The sequence below is a fragment of the Streptomyces sp. NPDC044719 genome, from assembly GCF_056433405.1.
In genome coordinates, this window is record NZ_JBWKHE010000002.1 from 89,706 (window position 1) to 102,700 (window position 12,995).

The window sequence follows — 12,995 nt, forward strand, 5'->3', positions numbered from 1 at the left end:
CGCGACCGGGTCGGCCTGGGTCACGCTCACGGAGTCACTCCAATTCGGGGGTGTGTCGAGGAAGGCACCGGTGCTCCGCGCCGCGGGCGTCACGCGTTCCTCCGCTCCCGGTGCAGGAGCAGGGCGCGCAGCAGCCCGTCCGTCGTACAGACCACGCCGGTGCGCGCGGCCCACCGGAGTGCCAGGGTGTGCTCCTCGGCGGAGAAGTCGGCGACCGCGTCGGCGACGACGAACGGCTGGATGTCGTTCATGAAGGCGTCCGCCGCGGTCAGCAGGACACCGAGGTGCGCGTGCACCCCACAGATGATCAGCTGGTCCCGGTTCTGCGAACGCAGCAGCCTGCCGAGATGGCTGCGCAGGAAGGCGTTGTGGCGCACGTTCGCCAGCAGATGCTCGCCGGGCCGGGGGGTGAGGGGCGCGACGATCGCCGCGGCATCCGGCTCGTCCCCTATCCCCGGCCCCCACATGTCACCGACCAGCCCTCGCTGCGCGGGTGGCTGCCCGGCGGGCTCCGCGCTGAACACGACCGGCATGTCCAGGGTGTCGGCGAGTTCCCTGAGCGCCGCGATGTTGTCGACGAGTTCCACCACGGGGGCACGGCCGGCGGGGAAGGCCCGGACGAAGTGGTTCTGCATGTCGTGGACCAGAAGCGCGGCACGTGCCGGGTCGATCCGCCAAGAGACGTGCGACCGGGGGATCGCGGAGCGATCCGGCATGGGATAGGAGCCGATGGCCGGCAAGCCCATGGTGATTCTCTCCCCCCGATCACGCGACGCGGGTCCGGACCCCCACGAGAAATTTAGCTTAGCCTAACCTAAATTGAGCTCCGTGGGGCTGGAGTTGACGCACAACCGCCGCCGACCACACGGGTATCGGGTCCAGATCAAGCAAGACCATGCGTGATCTGTTCGGCGTCGAAGTCCTGACCGGCCTCACCAAGCCCGAAACTCCCACGGCGGACAAGGCGGGCCAGCCAATCCCGAACCGGCGGATCGCCGACAGCCAGAGCCAGTTGACCGCCATCGAGCAGCAGCACGGCACGGAAGTCGCCGCGGCGCGCAACACCATGTCAGCACGCGGGGAGCGGTCCAGATCGTCCGCCCGCGCGGCACCTCGCGGGCGGTGCCGTTCCCCGAACGAGTTGCGGCTCTCGGTGAGTGCGCTCCCCGCGGACGAGTTCGAGGACGGGCGGGACCGGCTCGCTGCCACTTTCGCGGATCGGGGCTGTGCTTCTGCCGCGAGCGCGAGGCCTAATCTGCAGGCATCCAGGGTCGCAACACCGGACAGAGGAGTTCACTTGTTACGACTTGAAGCAGTGGGCAAGCGCTATGGCCGTGGCGATTGGATTCTCAGAGACGTCGATGTCGATGCCCCGGCCGGAGAGGTCGTCGCATTCGCCGGTGGGAACGGTTCCGGGAAGTCGACACTGCTGCGCATCGCGGTGGGGCTGTCACGGCCGACCGCCGGCAGGGTGGCCGCCCGGCCACCGGTCGTGGGCTACGTCCCCGACCGCTTTTCCCCCAACGAACGCATGTCGGCCGTGGCGTACCTGACACACATGGGCCGGGTACGCGGTCTGACCACATCGGCCGCCTCGTCGCGGGCCAGCCGGCTGCTGGACCGGCTCGCCCTGGTGGGCGGCAAGCAGGCACCGTTGCGGAGCCTGTCGAAGGGCAACGCGCAGAAGGTCGCGCTGGCTCAGGCCCTGCTGCTGGAGCCGGGGCTGCTCGTTCTGGACGAACCGTGGTCGGGACTCGACGCGGACGCCCACGGCGTGCTCGCAGAGATCATGAGCGAGGTCGCGACTGCCGGAGGCACCGTGCTGTTCACCGACCACAGGGAGTCGGTGACCCGGGCCCGTGCCACGCGAACCTACGTCGTCAGCAAGGGCCGGGTCGCGTTGCGGGGCCCGGAGCCCCGGCCGATCGAGTACCGGCCCTCCTCCGACGTCGTTCTGACCCGGCTCCCGAGTGGCCCGGTGCCCAGCGACCTGGCATGGGAGGAACTGGAGGGTGTGCTGGCGGTGAGCCGGGACGTGCCCGGGGTGAGACTGAGAGTGACACGCGAGAGCACCGACGCCCTGCTGTACACCGCACTGCAGCACGGCTGGTCCGTCGAGCGGGTGACAGGGGCGGTGCTGAACCATCGTACGCAGGACGTCGCGACCGATGGAGACGTGCGGTGATCGCTCTCATCCGTTACACGTTCGCCACCGTGGTGCACACGCAGCGCTACCTCGCCCCCCTGCTTCTGTTCATGGGCCTGATGGGAGTGCTGACCGTCAACGGCAGCGGCCCGCTGCCCCCCGCCTACGCCTCTTCCGCCGGTGCGTTGTTCGTCTGCTCGACCTGGCTCACCGTCGCGCTGATGAGCCTGGACGACCCCACACAGCGGGCGATCGTCGTCGTCACCTCCGGCGGCCGGCCCCTGAGGGTCCTGCTGGCGGCTGTCGGTACGGCGCTGCTGAGCTGTCTGGTCCTGATGGTCTTCGGCTTGCTGTTCCCGTTGTGGATGGGAAGCTACGACGTCACCGTGGCCGATCTGGTCCTGGGAGTCGAGGCCCAGCTCACGTGTGCGCTCGTGGGCATTGCCATCGGCGTGCTGTGCTCCCGGCTCGTCTTCAAGCGACAGGGATACGCACTGGTGGCCGCGCTCGCCCTGGTGATGGGCGCCCTCTTCGCCAAGGGCATGCCCCCGGTGAACCGGCTGTTCACCCTGATGTCGACGACACCCGACGCGGCGGAACTGCTGGCCCCCACGAGCGGCATGCTCCTGACCTCCGTCCTGATCCTGGCCGCGTCCACGGCCGTCACACAGTTCGTCGCCGCACGCAGGGAGTAGGGCGCCGCGGGAGGCAACGCCCGCGTCCCGCGCCGAACCGAAGACCCGAAGACTGAGGGGGAGAGCCGGCGATCAGCCCTGTTCGCGCGCATCTGCTCAGGAACGTGGCGGCCCGGGAACTTGTGTGAACGCATCGCCAGCACGCTCGTACTGTCGAACAAGACCGTGCGCAACCACATCACCAGTCCGTTCGCCAAGCCGCGGGTCACCGACCGCGTGGCGGCAGCCGTCCGGGCCCGGGACGCCGGTCCGGGGTGAGGGACGGCCCCTCCGCCGCGACCAGAGCCGACTCGTAGGCGACGATGACGAGTTGGGCCCGGTCACGTGCGTCGAGCTTGGCGAGGAGCCGGCCCACGTGGGACTTCACGGTGGCCAGGCTCACGCACATCCGCTGCGCGATCTCGGGGTTGGACAGACCGCGAGCGATCAGCAGGAGCACCTCCCGCTCGTGTTCGGTCACGCCCGCCAAGTCGGCCGGGCGCACCTTCGCCGGTTCGGGCCGGGCGGCGAACTCGGCGATCAGACGGCGGGTCACCGAGGGCGCCAGCAGCGCCTCACCGGCCGCCACAACCCGGATGGCCCGCAGCAGTTCATCGGGCTGTGTGTCCTTCAGCAGGAAGCCGCTGGCCCCGGCGCGCAACGCGGCGTACACGTACTCGTCGAGGTCGAACATGGTCAGGATGAGGATCCGGGTATCAGCGCCCTCGGACGAGTCGCGGATGAGCCGGGTCGCCTCGATACCGTCCATCTGCGGCATCCGCACGTCCATCAGCAGGACGTCGGGACGCCGGCGCCGGGCGAGTTCCGCCGCCTCCGCCCCGGTCTCCGCCTCGTTGACCACCCGGAGGCCGGGCTCGCTGTCCACCAGGACCCGAAAGCTGCCCCGCAGCAGAGCCTGGTCGTCCGCCACCACGACGCGGATGTCGTCCTCGTGGCTCATGACAGCCTCATCCCGGGAACTCACCGGTCTCCCTCGGCAGCACTGAGGACACGTTCAAAGGGGATACGAGCCGCCACCCGGAACCCTCCTTCCGGCATGGTGCCTGAGGAGAACGTGCCGCCGTACGCCTCCACGCGTTCCCGCATCCCCACCAGCCCCTGCCCGCCCGGCCGCATCCGTGCGCTCACCCCGGTCCGCCCGTCATCGGTCACCTCGATGCTCACCTCGTCGGCGGCTGCCTCGACCACGACCCTGCACCGAGTGGGGGAGGCGTGCTTGACGACATTGGTCAGGGATTCCTGAACGATCCGGAAGACCGAGCGTCCCACCCCCTCCGGCAGCCGGTCCGCGTGGATGACCCGCAGGTCCACCACGACGCCCGCGGTACGCGCCTGCTCGGCCAGCTCCGGCAGAGCGTCCACGCCCAGCGCCGGGGCGGTCTCGGCGGCCACCGGGGCCTCGCCGGGGATCCCCGAGCGCAGCACCCCGAGCAGGACCCGCACATCGTTCAGCGCGCTGCGGCTGATCGACTCGATGACCCGGAGCGCGTCGTACGCCTCCTGGGGCCTGGACCGTGCGACGTGGTTGGCGATCGACGCCTTGACGACGATCTGTCGTCGCTGGTCATCCTGATCCCGCTCTTCTTCTTCGTCTCCCCCATGCTCAACAACATCTCCGCGCTGCGGCCCGTGGCACAGTTCCTGCCCGACCAGGCGGCCACGCGCATGATCGAGGTGGTGCCCAACGAGGAGTCGGTCCTGGGACCCGGCACCGGGCTGCTGGTGATGCTGGCCTGGAACGCGGTGGCCCTGCTGGGCGGTTATCTGGTGCTCAGGCGACGCGACGCCTGATCCCGTCGTCCTGGCCGCCCCGCCGTGGACGGCGGGCGAGCCACTGGGCGTGTCGAGGCGCTCCTTCAGGCGCTCTGCATCGACTGGAAGTCAGCAGTGGGTCCGTGTGAGCCCTGCGACAGCCGACGACAGCTGTCCGGACAGGCCAATCGATGTACCCTCCGGGCAACGCCTTTGACCTGCGGACGCAGGCAGGGAGCAGACAAATCGGGAGTCTTGCCGTGTTCCGTACCATGTTCAAGTCCAAGATCCATCGCGCCACCGTCACCCAGGCCGACCTGCACTACGTGGGATCGGTGACCATCGACGCCGACCTGCTCGACGCCGCCGATCTGCTGCCCGGCGAGCTCGTGCACATCGTGGACATCACCAACGGCGCCCGGCTGGAGACGTACGTCATCGAGGGCGAGCGCGGATCCGGGGTGATCGGGATCAACGGGGCCGCCGCGCATCTCGTGCACCCCGGCGATCTCGTGATCATCATCAGCTACGCACAGGTGACGGACGCCGAGGCGCGGGCACTCACCCCCAGGGTCGTGCACGTGGACCGCGACAACAAGATCGTGGCCCTGGGCGCCGACCCGTCCGAGCCAGTGCCGGGCTCGGACCAGCAGCGCAGCCCGCAGGCCGTCAGGGCCTGACCGGACGCACACGGGACAGGAGCACGTCCGTATGAAGGACCTGGAGATCCGCGACGACCGGGCGGCCGGCCGCCTGGAGGCGCTGACCGGCGGTGAAGTCGTCGGCCGTGTCGAGTACTTCGTTCTCGAGAGCCCCGAGCGAGCGCTCGTGCCCGTGCACACGATCGTCGAGCCGGCCCACGAGGGCCAGGGCATCGCGGGTTCGCTGGCACGCGAGCTCCACGCCGTCGCCGCACGTGAGCACAGCCCGGTCGTCTCGCTGTGTCCCTACGTCACCCGATGGGCCGAACGCCACCCCGACGAGGCCCGCCCGGCCGACCAGGACCTGCTGACAGCGGCGAAGGACTGGCTGGCCGCCCACCCCGGCCGCTTCTGACCCACCTGGACCCTTCCCCGTCCCGCGCCGGAGTGACTGGGGAAGCGGGTGCCGGGTAGGCGGGGGAGTAGTCCAGAGCCGGAGTCGATCGACTGGCTGGAGGGCCTCATGACGAATCCGTTTCCCGACCCCGTGCATCCGGGGCCGACGCCGGGCCCGGATCCCCAGCACCCGGAGCCCCGCCCCGACCCGGTGCCGGATCCGCAGCCACCGCCGGGCCCGGAGCCGACCCCACCGCCTCCGTCCCCGACCCCGCCCCCGGGGCCGGACCCCGTGCCGGGTCCCGACCCGTCACCGATTCCCCCGGGCCCGGAGCCCGTACCGAATCCCGAGCCGGGCCCGCCGCTGTCCTGAACGACACCGGAACGAGCACGAGAGAGAACGAGAAGGGGCCGGTGGACAGCCCATACGGCCGTCCACCGGCCCCTCACCGTTTCCTCAGCGGCGAGCGCCTACGCCGAGACCTCCGACCGGTCCCCGCCCCACAGCGTGTGGAACGACCCGTCCCGGTCCACCCTGCGGTACGTGTGCGCACCGAAGTAGTCCCGCTGCCCCTGCGTCAGCGCCGCCGGCAGCCGCTCCGAGCGCAGGGCGTCGTAGTAGGCGAGGGCCGCCGCGAAGCCCGGCGTCGGCACACCCTGCCGCGTCGCCGCGACCAGCACCTCGCGCCAGTCGTCCTGGGCGTCCGCGATCTCCTGCGCGAACGTCGCGTCCGACAGCAGGCTCGGCAGGTCCGGCCGGGTGTCGTAGGCGGAGCGGATCCGGTCCAGGAAGGCCGCGCGGATGATGCAGCCGCCACGCCACAGCGCGGAGACCGCACCGAGGTCGATGTCCCAGCCGTACTCGTCGCGGGCCGCGTCGATCTCGTGGAAGCCCTGCGTGTACGACACGATCTTCGACGCGTACAGCGCCTGCTCCACCCGGTCGGCGAAGGCCTGCGCCTCCGACTCGCTGAGCGCCTTGGCCTTCGGGCCGGCCAGCCCGCGCGAGGCCTCCCGCAGCGCCGCGTGGCCGGAGAGCGAGCGGGCGAAGACGGCCTCCGCGATACCGGACACCGGAACACCCAGGTCGAGGGCGATCTGGACGGTCCAGCGACCGGTGCCCTTCTGCTCGGCCTGGTCCACCACCACGTCCACGAACGGCTTGCCCGTCTCCGCGTCGACGTGCGACAGCACCTCGGCCGTGATCTCGATCAGGTAGGAGTCGAGACGGCCCTGGTTCCAGGTGCGGAAGATCTCCGCGATCTGCGCGGGGGAGTAGCCGGCGACATCGCGCAGCAGCTGGTACGCCTCGCCGATGAGCTGCATGTCGGCGTACTCGATGCCGTTGTGCACCATCTTCACGAAGTGCCCGGCACCGTCCGGACCGACATGGGAGACGCACGGCGAGCCGTCGGCCGCCTTCGCCGAGATCTTCTCCAGCATCGGGCCCAGCGAGTCGTACGACTCCTTCGGGCCGCCCGGCATGATGCTCGGACCGTTGAGCGCGCCCTCCTCGCCGCCGGAGACGCCCATGCCGACGAAGTGGATGCCCTGCTCGCGCAGCTCCCGCTCCCGGCGCCGGGTGTCCGCGAAGTGCGCGTTGCCGCCGTCGATGATCATGTCGCCGGGCTCCAGCAGCGGGGCGAACTCCTGGATCACCGCGTCCGTCGGCTCACCGGCCTTCACCATCACGACCAGCCGCCGCGGCCGCTCCAGCGCCGCGACGAACTCCTTGGCACTCTCGCACGCGACGAACTCCCCCTCGCCGCCGAACTCCTCCACCAGGGCGCGCATGCGCGCGGGCGTCCGGTTGTGCACCGCCACCGCGTAGCCGTTGCGGGCGAAGTTGCGGGCGAGGTTGCGGCCCATGACCGCGAGACCCGTGACGCCGATCTGCGCTGTACTGCTCATTCGGTTGGCTCCTAAAGACCTCGGTATCGGTGCTGCGGGTGTGTCCACCAGCATGCCCCCGTCGACCATCCTGACGTGCCGCTACTCCGGCCGCACGCGCGGGTCGTACGACGTCGCGCAGCGTGATACGCACGAGAGCCCCGTCCCGCTCAGTCGATGTACGCGTCCCCGCGCACGTCGCACCCGCGCACCGGGTGGCGTACACGGTGCACCGCCGTGGCGCACGTCGCGCAACAGGGGCCTCATACCGGCCATTTGGGCACCCGGGCGGCTGATAGCCGTCTTGTTCTGGCCGGTTCGCAGCGCTTACTTTTGCCCCTCCTGACGCATGTCTAGGGGGGCAATCCATGGCCGTACGCGGCCGGCACCGCCGGTATCAGCCGAACAGGATCAACCGCGCCTCACTCACCGTCACGGCGGGTGGCGCGGGCATGGCACTGCCGTTCATGGGCACCGGCGCCGCCCAGGCGGCGGACGTGGACACCTGGAACAAGGTCGCCGCCTGCGAGTCCACCAGCAACTGGAGCATCAACACCGGAAACGGGTTCTACGGCGGTCTGCAGTTCACCCAGTCCACCTGGGAGGCGTACGGGGGCCGGACCTACGCGGCACGCGCGGACCTGGCCACCAAGGACCAGCAGATCGCCGTCGCCGAGAAGGTGCTCGACGGGCAGGGTCCTGGCGCCTGGCCGGTCTGCTCGGTACGGGCCGGACTGACCCGGGGCGGAGGCGAGCCCGACATCCGGCCGGCCTCCGAGAGCACGAAGCGGGACGCGAAGAAGGATGCGAAGAAAGACGGGAAGAAGAGGGCGAAGACGTCCATCGAGGACGTGCGGCCGCAGTCCACGCCGCAGTCCCGGGCGGGCAGCGCCGAGATGTACACCGTGGTCCGCGGCGACACCCTCTCCGGTATCGCGTCCGACCAGGAGGTCAGGGGCGGCTGGCGGGGGCTGTACGCCGCGAACCGCTCGGCCATAGGAGCCGACCCCGACCTGATCGTGCCCGGTCAGCGGCTCGCGCTGAGCGGGGAGGGCGCCACGAAGACGCGTCCCGCGCACAAGCCGGCCCCGTCGGCCAAGCCGTCGCCCAAGAAGCCGGATCGTGCCAAGGAACGTGCCAGGGACCGCTCCGAGGAGGAGAGCAAGGAGCGCGCCGGAAGGTCCACGTCCGTCCGGCAGGGCCTCGTCGCTCCCGTCAGCGGCTCGCTGGGAACGCCCTACCGCAAGGCGGGCTCGTCCTGGTCGAAGGGCTACCACACCGGCGTCGACTTCCCCGTGCCCACGGGCACGTCCATCAGGTCGGTCGCGGCGGGCAGCGTCGTCAGCGCGGGCTGGGGCGGCTCGTTCGGCTACCAGGTCGTGGTCCGGCACGGCGACGGCCGCTACAGCCAGTACGCCCACCTGTCGGCGATCTCCGTACGGGACGGGCAGACGGTGACCGCCGGCCAGCGCATCGGCCGCTCCGGCTCCACCGGCAACAGCTCGGGCCCGCATCTGCACTTCGAGGTGCGGACGGGGCCCGGTTTCGGAACGGACGTCGACCCGGTGGCCTATCTCAGGGCCGGCGGCGTCACGATCTGACGCGCGTGCGGTGCCGGTCGACCATGGGCAGCGGGACGTACGGGATGCCGTAGAAGGGCACGTAGGAGAGCGGGCGGCGTCCGCCGGGACCTGAGGTCACCAGCGGTTCCCCGCTCTCGTACGGCACGTCCGGCGCGGCCTCGGACTCGGCGGCGGCCACGGCCACCGTTTCGTCCCCGGACCGGTTGAGCCCGGCCGCGCCACGGTCCCCTGCCCCGGCACGCGCCTGCGGCAGCGCACCCACGGCCACGGGCGGCGCCCCCACGGTCCCGGTCAGTGCGCCCAGGGGTTCGTCCGGACCGTCCACCGCTTCGGCCAGGCTGCCCGCGCCCGCGGCCGACGCCCCCACGATCTCGGGCCCTGCGGGCGACGCCCCCACGATCTCGGGCCCTGCGGGCGACGCCCCCACGATCTCGGGCCCTGCGGGCGACGCCCTCACGGTCTCGGGCGCTGCGCCGATCTCGGCCGGAGCGCTCCGGGGCCCGGGTGAGCCGTCCACCGCCCCGCCGGCCGCGCCCACGCCGGCGGGCGCGGCCAACACAGCCTCGCGCGGCGCGCTCAGGGGCTCCGGCAAACCGTTCACCGCACCGGCCAGGCTGCCCACTTCGACGGGCGACGCCCTCACCGTCTCGGGCAGCGAGCTCCTGCTTCCGGGCAGGCTGCCCACCGCCCCGACCGCATCGCCCTTGCCCGCGGACCCGGCACCCACCGGCTCCGGCCGGCCCCGTCCGCTTCCGGCAGGCCCGGGCAGCGATCCCGTCGCCCCGAGGCCCGTGTCGAGAGGGACCAGGCCCGTGCCCGCGACCTCCAGGCCCGTTCCCGGGCTCTCCGGCTGGGCCTGTGCGAGCCGTTCCGTCGTCAGGAGGATCAGGCCGCCCGCCGCCACCACGCCACAGCTCAGGGCGAGCGCCGTGCCCGTCGTGCCGTAGCGGAAGGTTTCTCCGAACATCGTGATGCCGACCGCGGCCGCCACCACCGGGTTCACGACCGTCAGCGTGGCCAGCGGGGCCGTGAGACCGCCGCCCCGGTACGCGGCCTGCGACAGCAGCATGCCCGCCGTGGCGAGGACACCGATCACGGCGAGCGAGGGCACGTCGGCCGCCGACACACCGCCGGTCCAGTCGACCGCGACGGTCTTGGTGAACACCGAGGACATACCGAACGCGATACCGGAGGCCGTCGCCAGCAGCATGCTGCGGACCGCCGGGTGCCGGTGCGCGGCCCGGGCGGCGATCATCAGCGCCACCACCGCACCCGCGGTGACGACGGCCACGGCCACCCGCTGGGCCGTGTCCAGCGACCGCGCGTCGGACGCGGCGACCAGGGACAGCAGACCGGCGAGCCCCACCGTCGCCATGATCGCGCCCCGCCAGGCCGTCGCACCCGCCTTGCGGCCTACGAACAGCGCCGCCATCGGCAGGGCCACCACGATCGTCAGCGCGCCCAGCGGCTGCACCAGGCTCAGCGGACCGTACGCCAGCGCCACCACGTGCAGCAGTCCGCCGAGACCGTTGAGCCCGACCGCCGCCCACCAGCCCGGCCGGCGCAGCGGCGCGTACTCCTCGCCCGGCGAGGACTCCGCCACCCGCTCCTGCACGATCGCCCCGCCCGCGTACGCGACGGCGGACACGAGGGACAGCAGGACGGACAACGCGAGGGCGCTCATCGGCTGCTCCTCTGCGTCAGGCGGGGGCTATCGGCCCGGCGCGGCGAAAGGTCGGCTTTCATGTCCAACACCCTGCCGTGTCCAGGTCTTCCCGTCGTCGTCCCTGAGCACTCATTGGGTCCTACTGCCGATGGAGTACGAGGGGAGCACCGTCATCCCCAGGGTGGGCGACCATGGTCGGGGGCCACCGGGTCGCGTCCCCTAGGGGCCTTGGTACTACTGGTCCTCGTGGACCTCGACCCCGGCCTCGCCGCGCTCCGCCCGCTCGGCGGCTTCTTCGTGCTGAGCACGGAAGGGGCGGCGGCCAGGCCTCTTCCCACTCTCGCACAGGCCTACCGCGAAACGTCACCGGACGTGTGCGGAAATCCCCTGATTTTTCGCGTCCGCAAGGTGGCCGGCGCCCTGCACGCCCCGGAGTTGCGCGTCGCGGCGTCCGTCGCCCACCTGGGCCTCGCGGCCCGTCTGTGGTCCGTCGCGCTCGGCTGCGCCGCCCTCCACGGCAGCGTCCCCGACCTCGACGCCCGGCTGCTGCGCTGGGACGCCGACGGCAGCGCCCCCGACGACCTGTGGCTCACGGACGTACGGCCGCTCCCCGGGGACGCGGCGACCGTCGCGGACACCGTCCTGCTCGGCCATCTCGAACCCCTGGCGGCGGCCCTGCGCGTCCACTACCGCCTCGCCCCCGGCCTGCTGCGCGGCAACGCCGCCTCCGCGCTGGCGGGCGCCGCCCGCGAACTCGACCGCTGGGCCCGGCGGCACGGCCGTACGGACACCGCCGCCCGGGCCCGCTCCCTGGCCGCCGAACTCCTCGCGCACCCCCTGCTCGCCGGCTCCGGAACCCGCACCGGCACCACCTTCCGGCGCCGCAGCTGCTGTCTGTACTACCGGGTGCCCGGCGGGGGCGTCTGCGGCGACTGTTGCTTCACGACACCGCCCCGCTCTTCCCCACACGCCCCATCTGGGTGACCATGAAGGGGAACGGCCGCTGAGAGCAGGGAGTTGCGGGTGCGAGTGGGACTGCTGACCCGGGAGTACCCGCCGGATGTGTACGGCGGTGCGGGCGTCCATGTCGAGTTCCTCGCCCGGGAGCTCAGAGCCCTGGTCGACCTGGACGTGCACTGCTGGGGCGAGGGCCGCGCCGACGGCGTGCGGCGCCACCGGCCCTGGTCCGCGCTCGACGGCGCCAACGAAGCGCTGCGCACCTTCTCCGTGGACCTCGCCATGGCCGCCGCCCTGGAGGGCCGGGAACTGGTCCACTCCCACACCTGGTACGCCAACCTCGGCGGCCACCTCGCCAAGCTGCTGTACGGCATCCCGCATGTGATGACCGCCCACTCCCTGGAGCCGCTGCGCCCCTGGAAGGCCGAGCAGCTCGGTGGCGGCTACGAGCTGTCCAGCTGGGCCGAACGCACCGCGATCGAGGCGGCGGACGCGGTGATCGCGGTGTCCGGGGCCATGCGCGAGGACATCCTCGGCTGCTACCCCGCACTGGACCCGGAGCGGGTCCACGTCGTGCACAACGGCATCGACACCGCCCTCTACCGGCCCGACCTCGGCACGGACGCCCTGGACCGGATCGGACTCGACCGCTCCCGTCCGTACGTGCTGTTCGTCGGCCGTATCACCCGGCAGAAGGGCGTGCCCCACCTGCTGCGCGCGGTACGGGACATCGACCCGGCCGCGCAGGTCGTGCTGTGCGCGGGCGCCCCGGACACGCCGGAGATCGACCAGGAGTTCCGCGAGCTGTTCGGGGAGCTGAGCCGGGTCCGCGACGGCGTGTTCTGGATTCCGCGGATGCTGCCGCGCCCGGAGGTGATCCAGCTCCTCACCCACGCCGCCCTGTTCGTCTGCCCCTCGGTGTACGAGCCGCTCGGCATCGTGAACCTGGAGGCGATGGCCTGCGGCACGCCCGTGGTGGCCTCGGCGGTCGGCGGCATCCCCGAGGTCGTGGACGACGGCAGGACCGGTCTGCTCGTCCCGGCGGGCGACGGCTTCGAGGCGGGTCTCGCCCGGGCCATGGACACCGTCCTGGGCGACCCGGAGACCGCGCGGCGGATGGGCGAGGCCGGGCGGGAGCGGGCGGTCGGGGAGTTCGGCTGGGACGCGGTGGCCCGCCGCACGGTCCGGCTCTACGAGGAGATCCTGAAACAGGCTTAGTACGTCCTGCTCAAGGGCAGGCATCGGGAAATCGGCGTGAGGGGAGCGGCC

At 71.7% G+C, this 12,995-nt stretch carries 12 protein-coding genes and 2 pseudogenes; 8 read left to right on the forward strand and 6 right to left on the reverse strand.

Annotated elements, in window-relative coordinates:
• Positions 1-89: 89 nt before the first annotated feature.
• Complete coding sequence (locus AC07DF_RS07065) at positions 90-716, reverse strand: isochorismatase family protein (RefSeq protein WP_478967740.1); 627 nt, start codon at positions 714-716, stop codon at positions 90-92.
• 581 nt (positions 717-1,297) lie between these two features.
• Between AC07DF_RS07065 and AC07DF_RS07070 the strand changes: the two genes are divergently transcribed.
• Positions 1,298-2,185: an ATP-binding cassette domain-containing protein gene (locus tag AC07DF_RS07070; protein WP_478969431.1), complete on the forward strand. Its 888-nt coding sequence runs from the start codon at positions 1,298-1,300 to the stop codon at positions 2,183-2,185.
• The gene (locus AC07DF_RS07075) at positions 2,182-2,841 is read left to right on the forward strand and encodes a hypothetical protein (RefSeq protein WP_478967742.1); all 660 of its coding nucleotides are present in this window, start codon (positions 2,182-2,184) and stop codon (positions 2,839-2,841) included. The genes AC07DF_RS07070 and AC07DF_RS07075 overlap by 4 nt, the downstream gene beginning before the upstream one ends.
• Before the next feature lie 205 nt (positions 2,842-3,046).
• Here AC07DF_RS07075 and AC07DF_RS07080 read toward each other — a convergent pair whose 3' ends face one another.
• The 3 genes and pseudogenes from AC07DF_RS07080 to AC07DF_RS07090 form a co-directional block, all read right to left on the reverse strand.
• The gene (locus AC07DF_RS07080; RefSeq protein WP_478967744.1) at positions 3,047-3,781 is read right to left on the reverse strand and encodes a response regulator; all 735 of its coding nucleotides are present in this window, start codon (positions 3,779-3,781) and stop codon (positions 3,047-3,049) included.
• Between the two features lie 20 nt (positions 3,782-3,801).
• A complete protein-coding gene (locus AC07DF_RS07085) occupies positions 3,802-4,284 on the reverse strand; it encodes a sensor histidine kinase (RefSeq protein WP_478967746.1) in 483 nt (160 codons plus the stop codon).
• 30 nt (positions 4,285-4,314) lie between these two features.
• Positions 4,315-4,392: pseudogene (locus tag AC07DF_RS07090) on the reverse strand (hypothetical protein); the annotation flags it as partial.
• Here AC07DF_RS07090 and AC07DF_RS07095 point away from each other — a divergent pair.
• The 3 genes from AC07DF_RS07095 to AC07DF_RS07105 all read left to right on the forward strand — a co-directional run bounded on the left by AC07DF_RS07095 (position 4,363) and on the right by AC07DF_RS07105 (position 5,649).
• Positions 4,363-4,632 carry a hypothetical protein gene (locus AC07DF_RS07095; RefSeq protein WP_478967748.1) on the forward strand — a complete coding sequence of 90 codons (270 nt, stop codon included), beginning with the start codon at positions 4,363-4,365 and terminating at the stop codon, positions 4,630-4,632. The pseudogene AC07DF_RS07090 and the gene AC07DF_RS07095 sit on opposite strands and share 30 nt — an antisense overlap.
• Positions 4,633-4,853: 221 nt before the next feature.
• On the forward strand, positions 4,854-5,273 hold the full coding sequence (panD, locus tag AC07DF_RS07100) for an aspartate 1-decarboxylase (protein ID WP_478967750.1): 420 nt from the start codon (positions 4,854-4,856) through the stop codon (positions 5,271-5,273).
• A gap of 31 nt (positions 5,274-5,304) precedes the next feature.
• Positions 5,305-5,649, forward strand: coding sequence for a GNAT family N-acetyltransferase (locus AC07DF_RS07105; protein ID WP_478967752.1), 345 nt, complete (start codon positions 5,305-5,307; stop codon positions 5,647-5,649).
• Positions 5,650-6,101: 452 nt separating this feature from the next.
• Here the strand turns inward: AC07DF_RS07105 and gndA are convergent, their stop codons facing one another.
• Entirely contained in the window at positions 6,102-7,541 is a 1,440-nt protein-coding gene (gndA, locus tag AC07DF_RS07110; RefSeq protein ID WP_478967754.1) for an NADP-dependent phosphogluconate dehydrogenase, read from the reverse strand.
• 347 nt (positions 7,542-7,888) lie between these two features.
• On the opposite strand from gndA, the gene AC07DF_RS07115 reads away from it, so the two are divergent.
• Entirely contained in the window at positions 7,889-9,121 is a 1,233-nt protein-coding gene (locus AC07DF_RS07115; RefSeq protein WP_478967756.1) for a transglycosylase family protein, read from the forward strand.
• A gap of 840 nt (positions 9,122-9,961) precedes the next feature.
• Here AC07DF_RS07115 and AC07DF_RS07120 read toward each other — a convergent pair.
• Positions 9,962-10,787 (reverse strand): annotated as a pseudogene (locus tag AC07DF_RS07120) (DMT family transporter); the annotation flags it as partial.
• Between the two features lie 210 nt (positions 10,788-10,997).
• On the opposite strand from AC07DF_RS07120, the gene AC07DF_RS07125 reads away from it, so the two are divergent.
• Together AC07DF_RS07125 and glgA are read left to right on the forward strand one after the other, a co-directional pair.
• A complete protein-coding gene (locus AC07DF_RS07125) occupies positions 10,998-11,753 on the forward strand; it encodes a (2Fe-2S)-binding protein (protein ID WP_478967758.1) in 756 nt (251 codons plus the stop codon).
• Positions 11,754-11,792: 39 nt separating this feature from the next.
• On the forward strand, positions 11,793-12,944 hold the full coding sequence (gene glgA / locus AC07DF_RS07130; RefSeq protein ID WP_478967759.1) for a glycogen synthase: 1,152 nt from the start codon (positions 11,793-11,795) through the stop codon (positions 12,942-12,944).
• Positions 12,945-12,995 lie beyond the last annotated feature (51 nt).

Excerpts from the sequence above, each read along its gene's own strand:
- AC07DF_RS07065 (WP_478967740.1), bottom strand. The coding sequence starts at position 716 with ATGCCGGATCGCTCCGCGATCCCCCGGTCGCACGTCTCTTGGCGGATC.
- AC07DF_RS07080 (WP_478967744.1), bottom strand. The coding sequence starts at position 3,781 with ATGAGCCACGAGGACGACATCCGCGTCGTGGTGGCGGACGACCAGGCT.
- AC07DF_RS07105 (WP_478967752.1), top strand. The coding sequence starts at position 5,305 with ATGAAGGACCTGGAGATCCGCGACGACCGGGCGGCCGGCCGCCTGGAG.
- gndA (WP_478967754.1), bottom strand. The coding sequence starts at position 7,541 with ATGAGCAGTACAGCGCAGATCGGCGTCACGGGTCTCGCGGTCATGGGC.
- AC07DF_RS07115 (WP_478967756.1), top strand. The coding sequence starts at position 7,889 with ATGGCCGTACGCGGCCGGCACCGCCGGTATCAGCCGAACAGGATCAAC.